This window comes from Acinetobacter genomosp. 15BJ (assembly GCF_000400715.1).
In the GTDB taxonomy this organism is placed as follows: domain Bacteria; phylum Pseudomonadota; class Gammaproteobacteria; order Pseudomonadales; family Moraxellaceae; genus Acinetobacter.
On sequence record NZ_KE007348.1, the window covers coordinates 16,965 to 40,165 of the forward strand.

21 protein-coding genes are annotated in these 23,201 nt (G+C 42.9%); 14 read left to right on the plus strand and 7 right to left on the minus strand.

Annotated features, from left to right (window positions below; translation table 11 throughout):
- Positions 1 to 75: 75 nt before the first annotated feature.
- The 5 genes from rsfS to F896_RS04210 all read right to left on the minus strand — a co-directional run bounded on the left by rsfS (position 76) and on the right by F896_RS04210 (position 5,990).
- Positions 76 to 474 (minus strand): ribosome silencing factor, encoded by a 399-nt coding sequence (gene rsfS, locus F896_RS04230; protein ID WP_004655709.1) that lies wholly within the window; start codon positions 472 to 474, stop codon positions 76 to 78.
- Between the two features lie 81 nt (positions 475 to 555).
- A complete protein-coding gene (locus tag F896_RS04225) occupies positions 556 to 1,350 on the minus strand; it encodes a hydroxypyruvate isomerase family protein (protein WP_016164673.1) in 795 nt (264 codons plus the stop codon).
- Positions 1,351 to 1,373: 23 nt separating this feature from the next.
- The gene (locus F896_RS04220; protein WP_016164674.1) at positions 1,374 to 2,240 is read right to left on the minus strand and encodes an NAD(P)-dependent oxidoreductase; all 867 of its coding nucleotides are present in this window, start codon (positions 2,238 to 2,240) and stop codon (positions 1,374 to 1,376) included.
- A 21-nt stretch (positions 2,241 to 2,261) separates the two neighbouring features.
- Positions 2,262 to 3,050, minus strand: coding sequence for a crotonase/enoyl-CoA hydratase family protein (locus tag F896_RS04215; protein WP_016164675.1), 789 nt, complete (start codon positions 3,048 to 3,050; stop codon positions 2,262 to 2,264).
- 129 nt (positions 3,051 to 3,179) lie between these two features.
- The gene (locus F896_RS04210) at positions 3,180 to 5,990 is read right to left on the minus strand and encodes a GacS-like sensor histidine kinase (protein ID WP_016164676.1); all 2,811 of its coding nucleotides are present in this window, start codon (positions 5,988 to 5,990) and stop codon (positions 3,180 to 3,182) included.
- 149 nt (positions 5,991 to 6,139) lie between these two features.
- On the opposite strand from F896_RS04210, the gene cysM reads away from it, so the two are divergent.
- From cysM to F896_RS04190, 4 genes are all read left to right on the plus strand, one after another.
- On the plus strand, positions 6,140 to 7,063 hold the full coding sequence (gene cysM, locus F896_RS04205; protein WP_016164677.1) for a cysteine synthase CysM: 924 nt from the start codon (positions 6,140 to 6,142) through the stop codon (positions 7,061 to 7,063).
- 103 nt (positions 7,064 to 7,166) lie between these two features.
- On the plus strand, positions 7,167 to 7,988 hold the full coding sequence (locus F896_RS04200) for a 3'-5' exonuclease (RefSeq protein ID WP_016164678.1): 822 nt from the start codon (positions 7,167 to 7,169) through the stop codon (positions 7,986 to 7,988).
- A gap of 9 nt (positions 7,989 to 7,997) precedes the next feature.
- The gene (gene rlmD, locus F896_RS04195) at positions 7,998 to 9,407 is read left to right on the plus strand and encodes a 23S rRNA (uracil(1939)-C(5))-methyltransferase RlmD (protein WP_016164679.1); all 1,410 of its coding nucleotides are present in this window, start codon (positions 7,998 to 8,000) and stop codon (positions 9,405 to 9,407) included.
- Positions 9,408 to 9,438: 31 nt separating this feature from the next.
- Positions 9,439 to 11,745, plus strand: coding sequence for a RelA/SpoT family protein (locus tag F896_RS04190; protein WP_016164680.1), 2,307 nt, complete (start codon positions 9,439 to 9,441; stop codon positions 11,743 to 11,745).
- A 44-nt stretch (positions 11,746 to 11,789) separates the two neighbouring features.
- On the opposite strand, the gene F896_RS04185 is transcribed toward F896_RS04190, so the two are convergent.
- Positions 11,790 to 12,563, minus strand: a complete 774-nt coding sequence (locus F896_RS04185; RefSeq protein ID WP_016164681.1) for an SDR family oxidoreductase — start codon at positions 12,561 to 12,563, stop codon at positions 11,790 to 11,792.
- A gap of 101 nt (positions 12,564 to 12,664) precedes the next feature.
- On the opposite strand from F896_RS04185, the gene mazG reads away from it, so the two are divergent.
- From mazG to yjgA, 9 genes are all read left to right on the plus strand, one after another.
- Positions 12,665 to 13,471 carry a nucleoside triphosphate pyrophosphohydrolase gene (mazG, locus tag F896_RS04180; protein WP_016164682.1) on the plus strand — a complete coding sequence of 269 codons (807 nt, stop codon included), beginning with the start codon at positions 12,665 to 12,667 and terminating at the stop codon, positions 13,469 to 13,471.
- Positions 13,440 to 13,868: a ComEA family DNA-binding protein gene (locus tag F896_RS04175; protein WP_016164683.1), complete on the plus strand. Its 429-nt coding sequence runs from the start codon at positions 13,440 to 13,442 to the stop codon at positions 13,866 to 13,868. Before mazG ends, F896_RS04175 begins: the two co-directional genes overlap by 32 nt.
- Positions 13,869 to 14,008: 140 nt before the next feature.
- Positions 14,009 to 15,463: a polynucleotide adenylyltransferase PcnB gene (gene pcnB / locus F896_RS04170; RefSeq protein ID WP_016164684.1), complete on the plus strand. Its 1,455-nt coding sequence runs from the start codon at positions 14,009 to 14,011 to the stop codon at positions 15,461 to 15,463.
- Complete coding sequence (folK, locus tag F896_RS04165) at positions 15,460 to 15,948, plus strand: 2-amino-4-hydroxy-6-hydroxymethyldihydropteridine diphosphokinase (protein WP_016164685.1); 489 nt, start codon at positions 15,460 to 15,462, stop codon at positions 15,946 to 15,948. Before pcnB ends, folK begins: the two co-directional genes overlap by 4 nt.
- Positions 15,949 to 15,987: 39 nt before the next feature.
- Positions 15,988 to 16,797 (plus strand): 3-methyl-2-oxobutanoate hydroxymethyltransferase, encoded by an 810-nt coding sequence (panB, locus tag F896_RS04160; RefSeq protein WP_004655682.1) that lies wholly within the window; start codon positions 15,988 to 15,990, stop codon positions 16,795 to 16,797.
- Positions 16,798 to 16,800: 3 nt separating this feature from the next.
- Positions 16,801 to 17,646 carry a pantoate--beta-alanine ligase gene (gene panC / locus F896_RS04155; protein ID WP_016164686.1) on the plus strand — a complete coding sequence of 282 codons (846 nt, stop codon included), beginning with the start codon at positions 16,801 to 16,803 and terminating at the stop codon, positions 17,644 to 17,646.
- 20 nt (positions 17,647 to 17,666) lie between these two features.
- A complete protein-coding gene (gene rapZ / locus F896_RS04150) occupies positions 17,667 to 18,518 on the plus strand; it encodes an RNase adapter RapZ (RefSeq protein WP_004804464.1) in 852 nt (283 codons plus the stop codon).
- A complete protein-coding gene (locus tag F896_RS04145; protein WP_004804467.1) occupies positions 18,515 to 18,784 on the plus strand; it encodes an HPr family phosphocarrier protein in 270 nt (89 codons plus the stop codon). The genes rapZ and F896_RS04145 overlap by 4 nt, the downstream gene beginning before the upstream one ends.
- Before the next feature lie 2 nt (positions 18,785 to 18,786).
- Positions 18,787 to 19,323 carry a ribosome biogenesis factor YjgA gene (gene yjgA, locus F896_RS04140; protein WP_005207061.1) on the plus strand — a complete coding sequence of 179 codons (537 nt, stop codon included), beginning with the start codon at positions 18,787 to 18,789 and terminating at the stop codon, positions 19,321 to 19,323.
- 47 nt (positions 19,324 to 19,370) lie between these two features.
- Here yjgA and F896_RS04135 read toward each other — a convergent pair whose 3' ends face one another.
- Positions 19,371 to 21,014 carry an acyl-CoA synthetase gene (locus F896_RS04135; RefSeq protein WP_016164687.1) on the minus strand — a complete coding sequence of 548 codons (1,644 nt, stop codon included), beginning with the start codon at positions 21,012 to 21,014 and terminating at the stop codon, positions 19,371 to 19,373.
- 264 nt (positions 21,015 to 21,278) lie between these two features.
- Between F896_RS04135 and thrS the strand changes: the two genes are divergently transcribed.
- On the plus strand, positions 21,279 to 23,201 hold the full coding sequence (gene thrS, locus F896_RS04130; protein ID WP_016164688.1) for a threonine--tRNA ligase: 1,923 nt from the start codon (positions 21,279 to 21,281) through the stop codon (positions 23,199 to 23,201).

Consider the following 23,201-nt stretch of genomic DNA (forward strand, 5'->3'; position numbering starts at 1 on the left):
TCATGTTTAGAGCCATCTTTTGACTTGAATATGCCATAAAAAAAGCGACCTATTTGGTCGCTTTTTTGGAGAGCTTTACGCTACAGATTCGGGTGCACGCCATAAGCTTTCTAAGTCGTAGAACTTACGCGCGGTTGGTAACATTACATGTACCACAACAAAACCGAGGTCAATTAAGATCCACTCAGCATCGCGTTCACCTTCGACACCGATTGGGCGGAAACCTGCTTTACGTGCTTCATCAGCAACATTATCAGCAAGGGCTTTAACATGACGAGTCGAAGTACCGCTTGCAATCACAATTGCATCGGCAACATTACTGATCGTACTTACGTCAAGTTCAAGAATATCTTTGGCTTTTACATCAGTGAGAGCTTCATGTACAACGTTTAGGCACGCTTGTACATCTTTGTTCGCTGTTTTGATTTTTAGGTCGTGAGAATTAGAAGCGCTGGGCGATGGTTCTAAATTCATAGAGGGTATATTTTCCTGACAATTGCTCATTGTCAAATATACCGTTTTTCTCTAAAAAGTTCAAATTTTAGCAGTAACAGTTTATGTATTCACATCATTGGAAAAATACTTATTTTTCCATGCAAAAGATTGATCTGACTGAGTTTTTGGTCTGTATTCCGCAGCAATAAGACCTTGGTAGTCACTTTGCTGTAACCAGTCAAAGATTTGTTTATAGGGGATATTTCCGGTATCGGGTTCGTGGCGGTCTGGACAGTCGGCAAATTGGATGTGCCCAATTTGATTGATATTTTCCTGTAATCCCGCTAATACATCTTCACCCATCATCGCCATGTGGTAACAGTCATATTGCATTTTCAGGGCAGGATGATTGATGGCCTCCAGCATTTCTTGGGCTTGAGCAATGTTCTGAACCAAAAAGCGTGGCATATCGGTGCCATTAATCATTTCAAAAACGGGTTCAATGCCTTGTTCCGTGAGCATGTGACACGCCAGTTTTAGATTGCTTGCAAGCGTATTGAGACAAGGCAGCAGATCAGCATCCAGCGGTTGTTTTCCTGCCAGAATATTGACGCGTGGCACATCCAGTGCAGTAGCATAACGAATTGTCAGCTCAAGCGCTTGATGGAATTCAATTTCTCGCCCCGGCACACCTGCAAGTCCATTGCCGCCTTGCATCAAGTCACCCGCAGGGACATTAATCAGGCACAGTGAAAGATTGTGTTGCTCAAGTTGAGTTCGAATATCAATCACATCGAGTTCATAGGGAAATTGAATTTCTACCTGTTGAAAACCGTGCGCGTGCGCTAAAGCAAAACGCTCAATTAAAGGGACTTCAGTAAAAATCATGGATAAATTGACTGCAAGATGGCTCATTTTCAGACTCCCTGAATCAATAATTATTGTTCTGTAATTTTGATGATAGTCGCTAAATCCTTATCAGCAAAGCCATTTTCTTGGTGAGCTTGTAACTGTAATAGAGCTTTTTGTGCCACAGGTATCTTTAAGTTAAAACTTTGTGCTAGAAGTAATGCATTGTTTAAATCTTTTGATAGGGTTTGCACCTTCCATTGTACTGGCTCAAAAGTATGTGTTGCCATACGAGGAGCAAGGATTTGAAAGGGTTTTGAGTCGGCAAAGCCGCCAGCGAGTGCAGGTGCAAGTAATGTGGTATCGACGCCTGCTTGATCTGCAAGGGCGACTGCTTCTGCAATCAGGGTGCTATTGGCGGCAACAATTAATTGATTACAAATTTTAGTCGCTTGTCCCGTACCTGATGTTCCCATACGGGTGACACGCTGTGAGAGTACATTGTAAATCGGAGTGAGCTGCTCGATCGTCTTAGCATCACCTCCTGCAAAAATAACCAACGTACCTTGTTCAGCCCCTATGGTTCCGCCTGAGACTGGTGAGTCAATCCATGTGACCTGTTGTTGTTGAGCAGACTGAGCCAATTGTTGAGTTGCAGAGACTGATAAGCTGGAGAAATCAACAATAATTTGCTCAGCTTTCAAATGTGGTTGAATTTGGGTGAAAACATTTTGTGCTGCTTGATCATCGGCTAAACATGTCAAAATAACAGGATAGCTTCCGATGTCATTTAGCTTTAAGTGTAATGCACCTTGCTGCTGCAGAGGTTCACATGCAAGTGGGCTACGATTCCAAACCGCTACAGCATAACCTGCTTGTAATAGTCGGCTGGCCATACGTGTGCCCATTAAACCCATACCCAAGAAAGCGATTGGTGTTTTTTGATTCGCATGCATGTGAATGTACTCCAGTCGGGATTATTTGTATTGGCGTGGTAGGAATTGAACTTCTGGGTTCTTGTCCTTTTTGCGTGCCAGACTACTGTTTTTACCTAAAAGTAGTTTGAGCTGCCAAAGTTTTTCTAAGCGTAATGCTTTTTCTGGTTGGTGCTCCATGGCATCCAAAACACGCTTCGCTGCCATAATAGCGTCTGGTGAGCGTTGTAAAATTTCTTCCGCAATGAGATTTGCTTTCGCTAATGGATCATTGTCTAAATGGGTGACTAGACCAATTTGTTTGGCATATTCAGCATCAAAGATACGTGCAGTTAATGTAAGTTCTTTAGCCAAATCAACACCAATCAGTCCTTTCAGGGAGCGGGTGAGCCCCATATCTGGTACTAAGCCCCAGCGACTTTCCATAATTGACATTTGCGTGCTTGGCGTCGCAATACGAATATCGGCTGCGAGCGCTAATTGCATCCCAGCACCAAAGCAATAACCCTCAATTGCTGCAATCACAGGGATTGGTAAATTTTGCCAGATCAGGAAGGCTTTCTGGAACAGACTTTGTCCAGGCTTAATCAGTTCCCATGCAGCGAAAGCGGTATTTTTAGGATTGTTTAAATCAGAAAGGTCGATGCCTGCACTAAAGACTTGTGCTTCACCAGTGAGAATGACACAGCGGATTGAACGATCTTTTTCAATTTTTTTTGCAGTTGCCACCAGCTCTTTGAGTAAGGCAAAGCTCATTGCATTACGTTTATCTGGACGGTTTAAGGAAACTGTTGCGATTCCATTGTTCTTTTCAACGCGTAAAAGTGCCATCTGCCTTACTCTTATTGTGTTTGATTTGGCAGCATAGCACGAGTCTTTAGGTTGAAACATGACAGGGCAGTCATAAAAAGGACTGCCCGTATTTTAATCATTGATTATCCAATATCCCAACTTACAGTCTTAGGAGTCATGAGCATGTAGGATCAAGTTGGCCGCTTGTCTCACTTGTTCAATCGCTGTGCTGAGTTCATTGAAACGGTGCGTGGTTTCACGGATAAATACATCATCTGCTTTACGGCGTTCTTTACGCAAAGTTGAGACAAATTGTTCAAACTCACCTGATACTTGTTGTAAATTTGGGGTGCCGACATAACGGGTTGCACCATAGAGGCGATGTAAGACATGTTCCAGTTGTGGAAAATCTTCCATCTCAATCAATTGCTGCATTTCTGCTAACTCAGTATCGAAACTATCCACCAGCATATTCAATAAATCTTGTGCCAGATCTTCTTTATTGGCAGCAAGTTGAACGCTTTGTTGCCAGTTCAGGATTTGAGGATCAATCGATTCAACGGGCCGCTTTGGTTCGATGCTTGCAGGTTGAGTGCTGAAGTTATTTTTGGTCCAATGGGTCAGAATTTGAATGATCTGCTCCATCTGAATCGGCTTGGTTACATAATCATTCATCCCAACTTTAAGCAGTTTTTGCTTTTCATCGGCCAGTGCATGTGCCGTCAGTGCAATGATTGGTAGTTGCATGCCTGAATCAAGCGTGGATTCCAGTGAGCGAATGGCGCGAGTGGTATCAATCCCCGACATCACCGGCATTTGAATATCCATAAATACCAAATCAAACGGTGGCGATTTTTGTTCGATCCGCTCTTGGATAATGTCGATGGCCTTTTGTCCACTCAAAGCTTTGGTGGTGGTGACATTGAGCTCACCGAGTAAGGCTTCAAGTACAATCAAGTTAGGCAGGTGATCATCCACAGCCAAGATATGTAAACCTTGGCCATTAAAGTCTTCTGGTTCTTGCTCAAAAACAGGCTCGTTTCCGAGTAACTGTACCAACTCACGACGACTTAACGGTTGATATAGCGGGCGAGCACGATATTCATTGAGCATGTTTGGCTCAAGACTCATCTGGTAACCATAAACCGCTAAGTTGCCATGGTAGCGTTGACGAATTTCTTTGAGTAAGGCTTCGGTATCACCGCTATGATCGACAATCAGCCATGTGTTTTCTTGCTGATTGAGATGATTTAAACGGCTGAACAGATCTAGAATGGATTGTGTTTCAATATGAGAGACATGGTAATTCTCTAGATATGAACGCAGTACACTGGCCGTTGCAGGGTGGGCGAGATAAGACACCACTTGCAAATGGTCGAAACGTGGATGTTCAACAAACTCATCTTGTTCTTCCACTTTAAACGAAGCGGTGAACCAGAAGGTTGAGCCTTTTTCGGTTGGCGCACGTTCTTGGTTGTCTTCAAAGCCAATTTGACCGTGCATCAAATGCACCAGCTGTTTGGAAATGGCAAGACCAAGCCCTGTTCCACCGAATTGGCGGGTAACTGAAGCATCGCCCTGAGAGAACGATTCAAATAACTTTTTACGATCCGTACCACTCAAACCAATACCACTGTCTTGTACACTAAAATGTAGTAAACATTGCCCAATTTCATCGTCTTCCATACGTACCCGCACGATGATTTCACCATCAGGGGTAAATTTGATCGCATTGGAAATCAGGTTGGTCAGGATCTGTTTAAAGCGGAGTGCATCACCGACCACATGCTTTGGAATATTCTCTGCGTAATAGAAGGCCATGTTGATATGTTTTTGTGCCGCCAACGGAGAGAGCATATCCATCACATCGAAAATGGCTTCTTCGAGGTCAAACGGTGCAGTTTCAAGTTCGAGTTTGCCTGCATCAATTTTAGAGAAATCCAATACGTCATTGATTAGTGCTAATAAGTGTGCAGATGATTTTCGGATGGTTTGCAAATAAAGATTTTGCTCATTACTCAGATTCTGCTGACGCAGCAGTAAGTGAATAAAGCCATCAATACTATTCAGTGGTGTTCTAAGTTCATGGCTGATATTGGCCAAAAACACCGACTTGGATTGGTTTGATGAAATCGCTTGGTCTCGTGCCTGACGATAGGTAATGTTCTGAACTTCTAAGGTATCCAGTGTTCGACGTAAATCTTCTTCGGTTTGTTCAGTATGTTCTTTTAATTCCAAGAAACTAAAGTGTAGGCGTTTCACCACATTGGCGATATCACGCTGTAGCAAACGCAGTTCACCGGTACTGTTCACCACAATATGCTGATCAAGGGTATCGGCGTTGAGGCGTTGCATTTGCATGCGAATTTCATATAACGGTGCGAGCCAGCGACGAGAGAACACATTTAAACAGAACAGGAGAATCAGTATGGTAATCAGTCCAGTCACGACCAAGGACAGTAGAATTTTATAGCGAGCCAATTCGAGGGGTTGGTTGTCTAATTCAATCATTAGCCAAACAGAATTAGGGTCGCCACCATCAAGTTTCGAGCCATAGATACTGTTGTGATTGTGGGCAATTGGACCAAAGAAGTTGCTGTTTTCTGGGAAGTTCGGCCAAAAGCGATTGTTTTGATAGCCAACGCTTAAATAAGTCTGACCACGATTATCAATCAGTACTGCGCGCTGTAGATTTTTTTCATCAAACATCTTCTGCATGATGTTTTGAGCACGATCATACTGATCGGGTTGTTCTTGTACCAGTTTTAATAAATCATTCGCGGTTTGATGGTAGCGCGCCAAAATAGCTGAAGCATCAGAGCGTTGTTGTGATTTTGCGGAGCTGGTCGTTTCGGATAAAACCCAAAGAATACCAACACCTGTCAAGATGGCAATCGGCACTAAAATCAGTGCAATCAATTGCCCATAAGCATGATTGAGGCGTAAGCGTTTCGATATGGTCTTATTGAAATTTGACATAGTACGGTCAGATTTATCATTCTGCGCAACATCTTAGCACGCTTTGTGAAAATCAAGGACATCTGCTTGCCAATAAAAAGCATAGTGAAAAGGTGCAGTATCTCTATTTTTTTCATACAATAGGCGCCACCTTGATATCGGTGTCGATCATGACGAATACGCAAACTGATTTTTTAGCAGATGAATTTTTACTGGACGATTATGTCGGTAAAACCCCTTTAGTACGTTTGCAACGTTTAGCGTGTCATACCCAAGCCACGGTATTAGCAAAATTAGAAGGTAATAATCCAGCAGGTTCGGTCAAAGATCGCCCTGCTTATAACATGATTGTTCAAGCGGAAAAGCGTGGACAGATTCAGCCAGGGGATACCCTGATCGAAGCAACCAGTGGTAATACTGGGATTGCTTTGGCAATGGTTGCGGCTATGCGCGGCTATAAAATGAAGCTGATTATGCCAAACAATATGAGCCAAGAGCGTAAAGATGCGATGTTGGCCTATGGGGCAGAGCTGATTGAAGTCACGCAACAGCAAGGTATGGAAGGTGCGCGCGACCTTGCTTTACAAATGCAGGCAGAAGGCAAAGGCTTTGTACTGAATCAGTTTGGTAATCCAGACAACGTCGAAGCTCATTACCTGACGACTGGTCCAGAAATCTGGAAGCAAACGGGTGGGAAGATTACCCATTTTGTTAGCTCAATGGGGACAACGGGAACCATCATGGGTGTCTCTAAATATCTCAAAGAGCAAAACCCTGATATTCAAATTGTGGGTTTACAACCTTCAGACGGTTCAAGCATTGCGGGGATTCGCCGTTGGCCGGAAGAGTATTTGCCAACTATCTTTGATCGTCGCCGTGTCGATCGCATTATTGATATTCCACAGATTGAAGCTGAAAAAACCATGCGTAAGCTGGCACGTACTGAGGGCATCAGTGCAGGAACATCTTCTGGTGGCGCAGTTTGGGCTTCGATCAAGATTGCTGAAGAATATCCTGATGCGGTGATTGTTTGCATTATCTGTGACCGCGGTGATCGTTATTTATCAACAGGGCTGTTTTCAGTTCAAGATTAGAATCTCCTTTACGGAGCTATAGCCGCTCCTCACCTCTTTTAAAAAGAAGGGGACTCCTCCCTTTTATAAAGGGAGGTTGGGAGGGATTTGAAGAGATTTTAAGATGAATTTACGTTTTCCGATTTTAGTTTTTGATATTGAGACCCTGACCGATTTAAAGGCAGGTGCGCATCTTTATCATCTTGATTTACCCGAAGAAGATGTTGAGCAGGCGCTCACTAAAATTCGCCGCCAAGAATCGGGGATGGATTTTCAACGTCTGCCTCTGCATGAAATCGTTTGTATTTCTGGCTTGTGGATTGATGAAAAAGGTTATCGCCTGTTTTCATTTAGTCAGGAACAGCATAGCGAAGCTGAAATGTTGGCAAAATTTTTATCGATTTTTGACAAGAAGCAGCCGACACTGGTCAGTTGGAATGGCTCGCAATTTGATTTGCCTGTCATTCTATTTCGCGCTATGTATCATGGTTTGTCTGCACCAAGCTTGTTTGATCAAGGTGAAATTGATCAGCAAAAGCGTTTTAATAATTACCAAAACCGTTACCACCATCGTCATGTTGATTTGATGGATGTGATGGCAATGTTTAATGGTCGTAATTTCCAAAAATTGGATGATATGGCTTGTTTACTCGGGTTCCCTGGGAAGCGCGGTGAAACTGGCTATCACGTGCCTGAATATGTACGTAATAAACAATGGTTAGAATTGACCAGTTATTGTGAAGGCGATGTGTTGAATACATGGTTGCTCTATATTCGTTGGTTATTGTTAAAAGGCCAATTGAATCAAGCAGATCACCAGCAGTTACTACAATCAACGATTGCTTATTTACAAACGCAAACGCAACAAACAGAATTTTTACAGGTATGGCAGCAAACATCGCAATATACTGTATTCACCGCAGATACTTTTGCGCCAAAAAATTAGGTTCATCTTTTGAAACACAAAGCCAAACAACGTCCAGCTCAATATCCAACATATACCTTTCAGATTGAAGCTTTTTCTCATGAGGGGCGTGGTATTGCGCATTATGGGACACATCCAGATCATCCTAAAGAAAAACACGGCAAGAAAGTTTTTATCCGTTATGCCCTTGTCGGGGAAACGGTGCAGGCAAAAATTACCAATCAAACTTCGCGTCTAGAAGAGGCGGACATGATCACGCTGGAAAGTGAGGCGGCTGAAAGTCGAGTCGATCCAATGTGTCCACATTTTGGAGTGTGTGGCGGCTGTAGCTTGCAGCACATTCATCCTGATGAACAGATTTTGTTAAAGCAGAATGTTTTAAAATCTCACTTACAACATTTTGCAGGCTTACAGCCTGAACAATGGTTAGATCCAATTCGTTCGGTCAAGGTAGATTATCGCCGTCGTGCCCGAATCGGGGTGCGTTATATTGCCAAGCAAAATCGTTTGGTGATGGGTTTTCGCGAGCATCATAGTAATCATTTAACTGCGATACAGCAGTGTAAAGTGCTTGATCAAACCTTATCCGAAAGTTTACCAGAACTGAAAAAACTACTCGAAAGTCTTACAGGCAAAGCGCATATTGGTCATATAGAATTAGCGATGGGAGACACTGAGGTTGCATTATTAATTCGCCACTTAGATGAATTAAATGTGTCGGATGTCAACCAATTACGTCAATTTACGTTACTCAAAGGATGGCAGTTGTATTTGCAGCCAAAAGGGGCGGATAGTTTACATCGCGTAGATGATTCACAAGCAGAAATGCGTTTGCATTACAGTTTGGATGATTTTGCAGTCAAATTTGCGTTTTCACCGTTAGATTTTACTCAGGTCAATAGTGGTGTAAATGCGCAGATGATTCAGTTGGCATGTGAATTGCTTCAATTACAGAAAGGGGAAAGAGTACTGGACCTATTCTGTGGATTAGGTAATTTTTCTCTACCGATTGCACGTTGTGTTGGTGAGGCAGGTCAAGTGGTCGGCGTTGAGGCGAGTGATGAGATGGTCAACAGAGCAACTGAGAATGCGCAAGCAAATCATTTGTCTCAGGCGGCGTTCTTTTCACAAGATTTAACAAAAGACTTTTCGCATCATTCTTGGGCGAAACAGGGATTTGATGCATTATTAATTGATCCTCCACGATCGGGTGCGTTTGAAGTTATGCAATATGTACCTAATTTTGGAGCGAAAAGAATCGTTTATGTTTCATGTAACCCATCAACACTAGCAAGGGATGCAGGTGTACTGGCACAATATGGCTATCAATTGAAGAAAGCTGCGGTAATGGACATGTTTACGCATACTGAACATGTTGAATCGATTGCCCTGTTTGAAAAAGTTGAACGGCTTGAAAAAATCGAAGAGATAAACGATTAAAAAATGAGTTACATATCCAGAGGAGAAAGGTATGGTCACAGTACGTGAGCAGTTACCTGGACGGCTCCAAGAGCTGTCTGAGGAAGCGACTGTAGAACATGCCGCTGAAGCGCAAAGTAGTCTAGTCTCTTGGCTAGATCGAGTGCGTGGTATTTTGGATGGGGCAGAGCTGAAGCAACTTCAACAGGTTGCGGAGCTGACCTTAGCAAAAGAGTTACAAGCGACGGGAAATCATCGGATCAATACCTTTAGTACCGGTATTGGCATGGCGGATATTCTGGCCCATTTACATGTCGATGAAGACACGCTTTCAGCGGCGGTGTTGTATCGTAGTGTACGTGAAGGGTTGATTACCTTAGAGGATATTCAACAACAGTTTGGCGAGCAAGTTTTGGCTTTGGTCCAAGGCACACTTGCAATGGGTAAACTGTCTGAGTTGATTGAAAAGAATAAACGTCTAGAAGATCATTTTAATAATAACCAGCGCGAACACTTAAATGGCATTTATAAAATGCTGATTTCGGTGACGGAAGATGTTCGTGTTGTCCTGATCAAATTGGCAGAGCGGACCTATGCTTTGCGTGAGCTGGCAGCTGCAAGCAAAGAGCGTCAGGAACGTGTGGCACGCGAAATTCTCACCATCTATTCTCCATTGGCACACCGTTTAGGGATTGCCCAGCTCAAGTGGGAATTGGAAGATCTTGCCTTTCGTTATTTAGCCCCAGAACGTTATAAAGAAATTGCATCTTTATTGAACGAAAAACGTTTGGAGCGTGAGCAGTATATTCAGTTTGTCATCGATAAATTGAAAACAGAACTGGCGGCTTATGATATTCAGGCCGAAATCACAGGGCGTGTGAAGCACATTTATTCGATTTATCGAAAAATGAAAAGCAAAAATCTGAGCTTCGATCAGCTTTACGATATCCGTGCAGTGCGTGTGTTGGTGAAAAGTGTCCCAGATTGTTATCACGCTTTGGGTATCGTACATCAGATATGGCGTCATATTCCAAACCAGTTTGATGACTACGTCACTAATCCGAAAGCCAATGGTTATCGCTCATTGCATACCGCGGTGATTGCTGAGAATAAGTCTTTAGAAGTACAAATTCGTACCTTTGAGATGCATAACGAAGCAGAGCTTGGGGTGTGCTCGCACTTTAACTATAAAGAAGGTGCCAAGAATACCGACCATTCCTTTAATGATCGTTTGCATTCATTACGTGCTGTGCTTGAGCATTATCAAGAGCGTACTGAAACCACCCCACATGGTGAGGATGACGAGTCAAATGGCATTGATCAAATTCAAGATTTTGAGAATTTTGAAAAGATCTATGTGTTTAGTCGTGATGGAGACATCAAAGAGTTGCCACGTGGCTCAACTGTTCTCGATTTTGCTTATCATGTACATACCGAAGTCGGCAATAAGTGCTATGCGGCACGCGTGAACCAACGTTATGTGCCTTTAACTTACACCTTAAAGACAGGTGAGCAGGTTGAGATTTTAACCAAGAAAGATCGTGAACCGAACCGTGACTGGTTGGTGAACTCTCTGGGTTATATCAAGACTGCACGTGCACGTGACAAGCTACGTCATTGGTTTAGACAACAAGATCGCAGTAAGAATGTTGAAGTTGGGCGTGAGTTACTCAATAAAGAGTTGGCCCGTTTAGCGATTCACCCGAAAAGTATCGATCTGAAAGATTATTCATCGCATTTTAATCTGAAAGCTGGTGATGATATTCTGGTTGCGTTGGTCAGTGGTGATATCAGTCTGCATGCCTTGATGAATCAAGTGAATCGCCAGATGCATTTGGATCAAGACGAGCCAGAACTGGTCTTAAAACCCGCTTTAAACCCACGTGCTAGTCATACTTTATCGGCACATGGGATTTTGATTGATGGTTTGGATAATGTTGAGTTGCATATTGCACAATGTTGCCAGCCTGTACACGGTGAGTCGATTGGTGGTTATATCACCTTGAATCGTGGTGTCAGTATCCATAAGATTGCGTGTCCAGATTACTTACGTATGACGACGCAAGAGCCTGAACGTGCTGTTGAAGCTGATTGGGAAATGCAACCAACTCGTGGTCAGAGTGTACAGATCGTGGTGGAAGCTTATGATCGTCGTGGTTTACTGAAAGATCTGACACAGGTGATTTTCTCAGACCAAATCAATATTCGTCAGGTCAATACCATTTCTGAGGCAGATGGTATTGCCAATATGAAGTTGTTGATTGAAGTGAAAGGTTTGGCACAACTGTCTCGTTTGTTGGCTCGTTTAGAGCAGCAACCAGGCATTATCAGTGCCAGACGTTTGGTTCAAGGAAGCTAGACAATAAAACAGAAAAGCTGCATTTCGATGCAGCTTTTTTATGTCTAACGTTTCGCTAAAAAGATATTGGTTAAGCGGTTTAAGAACTGTGGGCTAATACTGGAGAGTTGATACATCAATTTGGTTTTTATCCCAACAGGTGTGTGAGTTGGGATTAGGGCATGGTCTTTTTGTTGTGCCAAATGCAGAACTTGTTTTGCGACATCTGCAGGGGTTAAATCCACACCAATATTTTGAATGCTGCCCGCATCCATGTCTTTCACCATATTGGTTTGTACAAATAGCGGCATGACGTCTAAGACACGAATATTGTATTTTTGCCATTCGACGTCCAAAGCTTCGGTTAAACCGCGAACAGCAAATTTGCTGGCAGAGTAAGATGCTAAATCAGCTTGACCATAAATCGCGGAGGCTGAAGAAAGGTTAATCACACGTGCAAAGTCGGCTTGTTGCAGATGGGGCAAGGCAGCATGACAACCATTCAAAACGCCCTTAACGTTAATATCAATGGTGCGGTGATGTGATTGAATTGGGGTGTTTTCAAATGCACCTGAATAAAGAATTCCTGCGTTATTGATCAAGATATTCAGTTTACCTGCCCAACTTTTAAATTCCTGTAATGCGATCTGCCATTGACGATGATTGCTTACATCGAGATAGCCTGCTTTGGCATTATCTCCAAGTTGTTCAGCTAAGACTTGAGCTTGTTCTTCGTTGATATCATAGATGCCAACTTTGAAACCTTTTTGGTGAAATAAACGTGCGATTTCAGCACCAATTCCTTGTGCAGCCCCACTAATAAAAACACTATATTGCATGACTTTCCCTTGCTTTATATTGATAATTTTTGCGTGCGTGTATATTACGCATATGCAGCTTGGTGCTGCAACAATTTGCTTGTTTGGGTTTGGAGATCATCATGGAAAAATTATTGGCAATCATGCAAGAGTTAAGACAAAAATGCCCGTGGGATCAACAACAAACCCCAGAAAGTTTGACACGATATGCCATTGAGGAGGCATATGAAGTTGAGGCTGCAATTCGCTCTGGTGAGGTGGATGAAATCCGTAATGAACTCGGCGATTTATTATTACAAGTGGTGTTTCAGTCTCAAATGTTTGATGAAAAAGGATTATTTAACTTTCAAGATGTGGTGGAAGCCATTAGTGAAAAATTAATTCGTCGCCATCCGCATGTATTTCAGGCTGAAAAATATCAAAATTTGGATTCCGAGCAAGTCGGTGAGTTGTGGAAACAAATCAAACAACAAGAAAAACAAGGTAAAATACAGTCAAGGCTAGATGAGATTAAACATGCGCCAGCCTTGGTTCAGTCACATGAAATTCAGAGCAAAGCAGCCCAGTTAGGCTTTGATTTTGAAAGTGTGGATGATGCTTATGCCAAATTAGATGAAGAGTTAGAAGAGTTACAACAGGCGATAAAAAGCCAAGATGCTGATCATATTCAAGAAGAGTTCGGTGATTGTTTATTTTCTTTAATCAATGTGGGGCGAAAGTTGGGGGTGTCGAGTGAGACCGCACTACTGGCAACAATCCATAAATTTAGAAGCCGTTTTGCTTTTATTGAACAACAAGCCCGACAACAACAGAAAGACTTGCAAGCAATGAGTTTGGCTGAAATGGACGAACTCTGGGAGCAAGCCAAACAACAATTAAAATCTCAGGAGAAAGACAATGGAGTTGCCGCATCTCCGCAGCAAACTTAATTTTTTTATAGGCTTTATTCTCTGCTTGGGAGGTGCTTCACACCTCCACGCACAGCAGTTTGACCAATCTTATCAGCAATGGAAAGCACAGCAGCAAGCACGTGATCAGCAATTGGCGAAACAGTCGGACAATAATTATTATTTATCTCGACCAACGCAGCAGCACACTTCAAAGCAAGTTCCATCATCTGTAAATATTCAGGGCGATAAAATAAGCTTGAACCAAGCGAGTTTGCAGCAATTACAGCTGTTAAATGGTGTTGGCGAGAAAAAAGCGCAAGCCATTATGGAGTATCGGCAAAAAAATGGTGGTTTTAAACAAGTTGACGAGTTAATGAATATCAAAGGCATTGGGCCAAAATTACTTGAAAAAAACAGAGCAAGGCTCATGTTATGAACTTGGAACTGTAGAAATCGGATTGATTAGGCAGACTGAACTGTTGAAACTTCCAACAGAATAAATTGCCCTTTGTGTGTGTTAGAGCTATGATTAGCGACAAATTGTTATTTACGTCCTGACGTAGGAGACAGTGTCTTTTGCAAACTTTGCGTGCGTCAAAATGTGGTCTGTCCACAACTCAACTCCCTTCCTCAATTCTAGATGTGATTGATAGCCTGACAAAAGCAGGTTACGAGGCATATATTGTGGGTGGTGGTGTTCGAGACATGATGTTAGGTCTTAATCCAAAGGATTTTGACGCGGTTACTAATGCTACACCAGCCCAAGTCAAAGAGGTTTTTGGTCGACGTTGCCGAATTATCGGACGACGTTTTGAGTTAGCACATGTATATTCTGGTCGCGAACTGATTGAAGTCGCGACATTCCGTGCTCCGCCGAAAAAAGCAGTCACCAGTGCATCTGGGATGATTCTTCGTGATAATAACTGGGGAACGATTGAGCAAGACTTTGCTCGTCGAGACTTTTCGATCAATACCTTATACTACCAGCCACGAAAAGGGGTTGTACTTGATTTCTGCCATGCAGTAGATGATATCAATACACGTACTTTACGTTTCCTTGGTGAACCCGCACAGCGTTTTGAAGAAGATCCTGTGCGTATGTTGCGGGCTTTACGCTTTGCCGCAAAATTGAATTTTAAAATTGATCAATCCATTCTTGATGTTTTTGATGCTGAGATGACGCAATTATTGCGTGATGTTTCGCCACATCGTTTATACGACGAGTCTCAAAAACTATTCACCATGGGACATCTGACCCGTGTTCTGCCGATGTTGATTGAGTTTGGCGTTTGGAAACAGCTGTTTGCTGAAATTCCACCGAATCTTAGTGCCTTTATTGAGCGTGCAGCACGGAATACTGATCAGCGAATTCAAGTTGGTAAAACCATTAATCCAGCATTTTTCTATGCTGTATTGTTATGGAAGCCCTTTTTAGAGCGTTGCGACGCCTATCTAAGTAAAGGGGTTGTGCCTGCGGAAGCGCGTGCACAAGCTGGTTTGGATGTGTTGAAACGTCAAGCGACGCGCACCATCATTCCGCGTTTTGCTGAAACCTTTATTCGTGAAGTTTGGGAAATGCAAACCCGTTTGCTCAATCCAAAACCACAACAAATCGAAGCACTGGCTGGACATGCGCGTTTCCGTGCAGGCTTTGACTTCCTGCTGTTGCGGGAAAAATCAGGTGATAGCAGTACTGAAGGTATGGGCGTTTGGTGGGAAGCCTACCAAGAAATGACCACAGACCAAAAAGAAGCTGTGATTCGTCAATACAACCGTCAACGTAGTAAGACACGTCGTAAAGCAGCTGAGGTGGATGAGCCGAAGACTACTGAAATTGAGCCTTTGGTCAATGTACCTGAGCCGAGAAGTCGTCGAGGCAAAAAAGAGCGTGTTAGAGCTGATGAATCAGCCAGTCGTTTTATTGAAAAAGCATCTTCGACTTCAGGTCAAATCAATGCCGATCACCCGATCCTCAAGCGTAAACGTGTACAACGTGATCTCAGCCAAGTGGTTTTTGGGCCAACGCAATGACCATTCGTACCTATATCGGTCTAGGCAGTAACTTAGGCGATTCGCAGCAGATTTTGAGTGAAGCTGTTGCGAAGCTCGCGACCTTGGGAGCTGTACAGGTATCGCGATTGTATCAAAGTCCGCCGATGGGACCGCAAGATCAACCCAACTATTTAAATGCCGTTGTTCAATTGGACACCACGCTAGCACCACTTGCTTTACTTGATCAATTACAACAATTTGAGCAGGAGTCTGGACGTGTCCGGTTACGACGTTGGGGAGAGCGTACCCTTGATCTGGATTTATTAATCTATGGTCAAGAGCAGATCCAAAATGAACGTTTGACCGTGCCGCACATTGGTCTCTTGCAACGTGATTTTGTGATCATTCCCTTATTAGATTTAGATGCTCATTTACAATTAAATGGACATTCATTAAAAGATTTAGAACTGGTGCAGCAAGCAAACTTGACTGTAATAGCAGACCAGTCTTGGGCAACTGCTTAAGACTGTTTCGTTCTGGAAACGCCTGTAGAGGACATCATCATGATTAGTCTAAGTGACTTAAGAAAGTTTAAAGCCGAAGGACGCAAGTTCTCATGTCTTACTTGCTATGATGCAAGTATGGCTAAAGCTATGGAATTGGCTGAAATTGATACGATTTTAATCGGTGACTCTCTAGGAATGGCGATTCAAGGCAGAGACTCTACACTTCCTGTCACTGTCGAAGATATGGCTTACCATACCGCAGCTGTACGCCGTGGTAACGCACATGCCTTAATCATGACTGATCTACCATTTATGAGCTATGCAACACTTGAAGATGGCTTGAAAAATGCCAAGACCGTGATGCAAGTCGGTGCACAAATGGTCAAGATCGAAGGTGGGGCTTGGCTCAGCGAGTTGGTGACGGTATTAACCCGTAATGGTATCCCTGTCTGTGTCCATTTAGGTCTAACACCACAATCTGTGCATGTGTTTGGCGGCTATAAGCTTCAAGCAAGAACACGCGAAGCCGCAGATCAATTGATTGCTGATTGCCAAGCGGTGGTTGATGCGGGTGCTGCTGTTTTATTACTTGAGTGTGTCCCAGCTCAATTGGGCAAAGAAATTGCTGAATTATTCCCGAATACACCAGTCATTGGGATTGGTGCGGGCAATGAAACTGATGGTCAGGTTTTAGTGGTACAAGATATGCTCGGTTTGACCTTTGGTCGCGTGGCACGTTTTGTGCGCAACTTTATGAAAGAACAAGCGGGTGAAACTGCGATTGTCGATGCGTTTAAATCATACCATGCCGCAGTGCAAGACCAGTCGTTCCCAGCCAAGGAACATACCTTCCAAGTTGAGCTTTAATTCATGAAAACTGAAACAACAATACAAGGCTTAACTGCATCACTTGCGCCTGCGCGCAGTTCAAAAAAACTGATTGGTTTTGTACCGACCATGGGGAACTTGCACGAAGGTCATTTGACTTTGGTGCGTGAAGCAAAAAAACTGTGTGATGTGGTGGTGGTGAGTATTTTCGTCAATCCAATTCAATTTGGTGCAGGCGAGGATTTTGATAGCTATCCACGTACTTTAGAGCAAGATAGCCGTTTATTGGCGGATGTTGGTTGCGATATTATTTTTGCACCGACTGTTGAGCAAATGTATGGCACACAACCACGTTTGACCAATATCAGTGTAGGTCAAATTACCGATGACCTATGTGGGAAATCACGTCCAGGTCACTTTGACGGCGTTGCAGTTGTGGTAACCAAACTATTCAATATCGTCCAGCCTGATTTTGCTTTCTTTGGTCAAAAGGACTATCAGCAATTGGCGGTGATTCGCCAGTTGGTACAAGACCTGAATATGCCATTGGAAGTGATTGGTGTACCGATTGTCCGTGCTGAAGATGGTCTTGCTTTAAGCTCGCGTAATGGCTATTTGACTGAACAGCAACGTGCTGTTGCGCCGACGATTTACCAATTGCTCAAACAAGCCGAGCAGCAATTGCATGAAGGACAAGCTTTGTCACAAGTGTTAGAAAATATCTCTGCTCAATTGACACAAGTGGGTTTTGTTGTGGATTATGTGGAAGCTCGACAAACCAACTTGCAACCTATTCAACAGTTTGAGCAAAACTTGGTGTTATTTATTGCGGCCAAGCTCGGTTCAACACGGTTGATTGATAACCTACAAATCGACTTTAAAACATAAAAAATGAAGGGCAAAACGCCATGAAGCGTATTCTTATCGTTACAGGTCAATCCGGTTCGGGAAAATCATCTGCACTGCAAGTGCTTGAAGACTTGGGCTATTATTGTATAGATAACTTACCTTTGGCGTTATTGCCTGAAATTGTGGCAAAACTTGATCATGAAAATAATCTGGAGCAACTTGCATTAGGTGTCGATATTCGAAGTACTCGTGCGGATATGCAAGAGTTTGATCATGTGTTTCAGCAGCTACAACGGCACGGCACGGTTGATATTATTTATCTAACCACACAGGATCAGGACTTGATTGCGCGCTTTAGTGCGTCACGTCGACCACATCCTCTGGCGAGTCGCTTTAATAGTCTGTTGCAATGTATTCAGGAAGAGAAGCAATTGCTTATTCCGATACAATTCCGTTCCACGGTGCATATTGATACCACTGATAAAAGTGTTCATGATTTAAAACATATTTTATTGTCTAAGCTTGGGCAGTCAGATAATTTAATCGTCATTTTACAGTCCTTTGGTTATAAGCATGGTATTCCGTTAGACGCAGATTATGTTTTTGACGTACGACATTTACCAAATCCACATTGGGATTTAGAATTACGCCGTTTTTCAGGTTTAGATGAGCCTGTACGCCGCTTTTTAGAAGGTAGTCAACAAACCAACGAGATGTTTGAAGATATTTATACTTTTCTAGACAAGTGGTTGCCTGCTTTTGCAGAAGGGCATCGCCATTACATGACCATTTCTGTGGGATGTACGGGCGGGCAACATCGTTCGGTTTATATCGTAGATAGACTCAAACAAGCCCTTGAGGCAAAATGGGCTGTCCAAATCTTACATAGAGAAATGAAGCACTGGTCATGATAGACACAACAATTGATGTAATTAATAAACTCGGCTTACATGCTCGCGCATCTGGTAAACTAATTGAAGTAACGACCAAGTTTCGTTCTTCTATCCAAATTGGTAAGGGCGATAAATTAGTTGATGCAAAAAATATTATGTCATTGTTGATGTTGGGTGCTGGTAAAGGCACCACATTAAGATTGGTGATTGAAGGTGCTGATGAAGATAAGGCACTGGAAGAAATTCAAACGCTGTTCGCAGCAAAATTTTACGAGGCAGAGTAATAGTGGCACGTGGTACCCAACGTTATACCGATGAAGATTTTGAGTCATTAGAAGGACGTGCGAGTAGAACTGAGCAAAAAAAAGCTGTGCAGCGAATGGCAGCTTTGGGTGAGCAATTGGCTCAGCTGAATAAAAAACAGATTCAGAAACTTCCAGTTGATGAGCGTCTCATTGATGCTTTACTTGAAATACAAAATATTAGTGCGCATGAAGCACGCCGTCGTCAATTTTTACGTATCGGTAAATTATTGCGAAATGAAGATGAAACCATCATTTTATCTTATTTAACACCGCAGCAAGGTGCTAAAAAACAAATGCAATTAATGCGTTGGGTTGATCGTATGATTGACCAAGGTGATCCAGTGATCAATGAGTTTAGTAAGGTGTTTAATGCATCTGAACGCCATACCTTGCGTCAGCATGTATTGCGTATTCACCGTGATATGAAACAGCAGGTCAGTGAAGAAGACCTTGCAGCATCTAAGCTTAAATTTGTGAATTACGTACAACAAGTTGCCTTGTTATCTGAACAAGGTTAAAACTGAAAAAGAAGTTTCCAAGGAAACTTCTTTTTTTATGCTCAATATTAATGTCCCAATTCGCTTGTTGCGCGTTCTTTGGCCCACTCTCTTAAAATAAATTTCTGTAATTTTCCTGTCGAGGTTTTGGGGATCTCAGTAATCACTACATCTTTCGGGACTTTAAATCGGGCCAGTTCTTTTTGACAATGGGCAATGATTTCTTCGGCTGATGCTGTTGTACCTTGTTTGAGTTCAATAAAAGCACACGGCACTTCTTGCCAACGTTGATCAGGTTTGGCTACAACCGCAGCGGTGAGCACAGCTGGATGACGATAAAGCACATCTTCAACTTCGAGTGAGGAAATGTTTTCTCCACCTGAAATAATAATATCTTTTGAGCGATCCGTAATCTTGGCATAACCATCAGGATGACTCACCGCTAAATCACCTGTGTGAAACCAGCCACCTTTAAATGCCTCTTCTGTGGCTTGAGCATTTTTCAAATAACCTTTCATCACGATATTGCCACGGAACATGATTTCGCCCATGGTTTGTCCATCATTGGGCACAGGTTGCATGGTGTCTGGATCAAGCACTCGCATACTGTCTTGCAAGGGATAAGGTACGCCTTGGCGAGAATGTAGTTGCGCTTGCTCCTGAATGGATAAATCACTCCAACCTGCTTGTGAAGCACATAAGGCAGAAGGACCGTAGGTTTCAGTCAAACCATAAACATGATTGACGTTAATACCGATATTGCGCATCCCTTCGATGATCGCCACTGGTGGTGCAGCACCTGCCACCATGACTTCAACATGATGCTCAAAAGCCGCTCTCTGTTCGCTTGGCGTGTTGATCAGCATAGACAATACAATCGGTGCACCACAGAAATAATCCACTTGATGTGCTGCAATATATTCAAAGATCAATGCTGGATCGATGCGACGCAAACAAATGTTGGTACCGCCACTGGCGGCAATTGACCAAGCAAAGCACCAGCCATTGCAATGAAATAGCGGCAGTGTCCAAAGGTATACAGCACGAGGTTTCATACCACAGGCCAAAATATTACTTGCAGCATTCAGGTAAGCACCACGGTGATGGTAGACCACACCTTTAGGGTTGCCTGTCGTACCTGAGGTATAACTCAGGCTAATTGCATCCCATTCATCTTGAGGAAGCAACCATTCAAAGGTAGGGTCACCTTGTGCTATCCATGCTTCATATTCATATTGACCAATTGCAATTTGTTCACCATCAAACTCAGAATCAAAGACGTCAATCACAATAATGTTTTGTGGAACAAGCTTAAGTGCTTCTTCTGCAACTTGTCGAAATTCAGGATCGAGCAATAGCACTTTGGCTTCCGCATGTTCTAGCATAAAGGCAATGGTTTTGGCATCGAGTCGGGTATTCAAGGTGTTGAGTACCGCGCCAGCCATTGGCACGGCAAAATGTGCTTCAATCATGGCGGGGATATTCGGCAATAGCACTGAAACAGTATCGTTCTTTTGGATACCTAAATGACGGAGTTGATGTGCAAACTGACGACAGCGCTGATAAGTCTGTTGCCATGTGATTCGCCGTTCGCCATGAATAATCGCAGCCTGATTGGGATAAATGTAAGCAGCCCGTTCTAAGTAGCGTAAGGGCGATAAAGCAACAAAATTTGCTGGATTTCTGGGTAATTCGTCATATGCACTTACCATGTGTCTTGCTCCATTTCCGTTTTTTTCATTTATTCGTATTAACCTAGACTGTCATCGAGTCTAAATCATTTAGGCTTTAGTCGGAGATGAATCTGAACTGATCTTGGGTTTTTCTGGTTCAGAGGTTTCATCCATAGCTAAACCCGTGTAAAATCTTGGATACTTTTTTATCCGCCGTTTTTTATTTTTTGAGGCTTGCCTCAATACATAATCTCGCGGTGATATGCTCCTTCGTATAGGGCATCACTCCTTAAGGATTTTATTATGCCAATCATTACTTTACCAAATGGTGATCAGAAACAGTTTGATCATCCGATTTCTGTGATGGAACTTGCTCAGAGCATTGGTCCAGGTCTTGCAAAGAATACTGTTGCTGGCCGTATCAATGATCGCTTGGTGGATGCTTGTGATTTAATCACAGAAGACGCAACAGTTCAGATTATTACCCCTAAAGATGAAGAAGGTTTAGAAATCATTCGTCACTCATGTGCGCACTTGGTAGGACATGCAGTTAAGCAATTGTTCCCAGAAGCGAAAATGGTGATCGGTCCTGTGATCGAAGAAGGTTTCTACTACGACATCTGGATGCCACGTCCATTTACTTTGGATGATATGGCTGCGGTTGAAGAGCGTATGAAAAAGCTCATCGACCAAGACTATGACGTCATCAAAAAGATGACACCACGTGAAGATGTGATCGCTGAATTCACTGCACGCGGTGAAGAATACAAGTTACGCTTGATTGCAGACATGCCGAATGAAACTCAAATGGGCTTGTACTACCATCAAGACTATTTGGATATGTGCCGTGGTCCACACGTACCTAACACTAAATTCTTAAAATCATTCAAACTCACTAAAATCTCTGGTGCTTACTGGCGTGGTGATGCGAAGAATGAACAGCTACAACGTATTTATGGTACAGCTTGGGCTGATAAAAAACAGTTAGCTGCATATATCAAACGTATTGAAGAAGCTGAAAAGCGTGACCATCGTAAAATTGGTAAAGCATTAGACTTGTTCCATATGCAAGAAGAGGCACCGGGTATGGTGTTCTGGCATCCGAACGGCTGGACCATTTACCAAGTGCTTGAACAATACATGCGTAAAGTTCAGCAAGACAATGGCTACCAAGAAATTAAGACACCGCAAATCGTAGACTTTACGCTTTGGGAAAAGTCTGGGCATGCGGCAAACTATGCTGAAAATATGTTTACGACTCACTCTGAAAGTCGTAACTATGCAGTCAAGCCAATGAACTGCCCATGTCACGTACAGGTCTTTAACCAAGGTTTAAAATCTTACCGTGATTTACCAATTCGTCTAGCTGAATTTGGTTCTTGTCATCGTAATGAACCATCAGGTTCTTTGCACGGCATTATGCGTGTTCGTGGTTTTACCCAAGATGATGCACATATCTTCTGTACTAAAGAACAGATTGGTAAAGAAGTTGCAGACTTTATTAAACTGACTTTGGATGTGTATAAAGACTTCGGTTTTGAAGACGTGCAAATGAAATTGTCGACACGTCCAGAAAAGCGTGTGGGTGATGATGCACTTTGGGACTTGGCTGAAAAATCTTTAGCAGATGCTTTAGATGATGCTGGCTTGGCTTGGGACTTGCAACCAGGTGAAGGTGCATTCTACGGTCCGAAAATTGAATTCTCATTGAAAGACTGCTTAGGCCGTGTATGGCAATGCGGTACAATCCAGTGTGACTTCAACTTACCAATCCGTTTAGATGCGTCTTATGTCACTGAAGACAATGATCGTGATCAACCAGTCATGCTTCATCGTGCAATTCTTGGCAGTTTCGAGCGTTTTATTGGTATACTAATTGAACACTATGCGGGCTTCATGCCACCATGGCTTACACCAATCCAAGCTTGTGTCATGAATATTACCGATTCACAAGCGGAAGCAAGTGAGCAAGTGGTCGCAAAACTCAAAGAAAATGGTCTTCGTGCCATTTCTGACTTGAGAAATGAAAAGATCGGATTTAAGATTCGTGAGCGTACCCTAGAGCGTATTCCTTACCTTCTTGTTCTCGGTGATCGAGAAGTTGAAGAAGGTACAGTTAATGTGCGTACTCGCTCAGGAAAAAATTTAGGTACTATGTCAGTAGATGCATTTATTGACTTAGTGAAATCTGCCGTTGCCGAACGTGGCCGGTATATCGTGGAGTAA

Bases quoted from the DNA above. Each gene is read 5' to 3' on its own strand.
- rsfS (WP_004655709.1), bottom strand. From the start codon at position 474: ATGAATTTAGAACCATCGCCCAGCGCTTCTAATTCTCACGACCTAAAA.
- F896_RS04225 (WP_016164673.1), bottom strand. From the start codon at position 1,350: ATGAGCCATCTTGCAGTCAATTTATCCATGATTTTTACTGAAGTCCCT.
- F896_RS04220 (WP_016164674.1), bottom strand. From the start codon at position 2,240: ATGCATGCGAATCAAAAAACACCAATCGCTTTCTTGGGTATGGGTTTA.
- F896_RS04215 (WP_016164675.1), bottom strand. From the start codon at position 3,050: ATGGCACTTTTACGCGTTGAAAAGAACAATGGAATCGCAACAGTTTCC.
- F896_RS04210 (WP_016164676.1), bottom strand. From the start codon at position 5,990: ATGTCAAATTTCAATAAGACCATATCGAAACGCTTACGCCTCAATCAT.
- cysM (WP_016164677.1), top strand. From the start codon at position 6,140: ATGACGAATACGCAAACTGATTTTTTAGCAGATGAATTTTTACTGGAC.
- F896_RS04200 (WP_016164678.1), top strand. From the start codon at position 7,167: ATGAATTTACGTTTTCCGATTTTAGTTTTTGATATTGAGACCCTGACC.
- F896_RS04190 (WP_016164680.1), top strand. From the start codon at position 9,439: ATGGTCACAGTACGTGAGCAGTTACCTGGACGGCTCCAAGAGCTGTCT.
- F896_RS04185 (WP_016164681.1), bottom strand. From the start codon at position 12,563: ATGCAATATAGTGTTTTTATTAGTGGGGCTGCACAAGGAATTGGTGCT.
- mazG (WP_016164682.1), top strand. From the start codon at position 12,665: ATGGAAAAATTATTGGCAATCATGCAAGAGTTAAGACAAAAATGCCCG.
- F896_RS04175 (WP_016164683.1), top strand. From the start codon at position 13,440: ATGGAGTTGCCGCATCTCCGCAGCAAACTTAATTTTTTTATAGGCTTT.
- folK (WP_016164685.1), top strand. From the start codon at position 15,460: ATGACCATTCGTACCTATATCGGTCTAGGCAGTAACTTAGGCGATTCG.
- panB (WP_004655682.1), top strand. From the start codon at position 15,988: ATGATTAGTCTAAGTGACTTAAGAAAGTTTAAAGCCGAAGGACGCAAG.
- panC (WP_016164686.1), top strand. From the start codon at position 16,801: ATGAAAACTGAAACAACAATACAAGGCTTAACTGCATCACTTGCGCCT.
- rapZ (WP_004804464.1), top strand. From the start codon at position 17,667: ATGAAGCGTATTCTTATCGTTACAGGTCAATCCGGTTCGGGAAAATCA.
- F896_RS04145 (WP_004804467.1), top strand. From the start codon at position 18,515: ATGATAGACACAACAATTGATGTAATTAATAAACTCGGCTTACATGCT.
- F896_RS04135 (WP_016164687.1), bottom strand. From the start codon at position 21,014: ATGGTAAGTGCATATGACGAATTACCCAGAAATCCAGCAAATTTTGTT.
- thrS (WP_016164688.1), top strand. From the start codon at position 21,279: ATGCCAATCATTACTTTACCAAATGGTGATCAGAAACAGTTTGATCAT.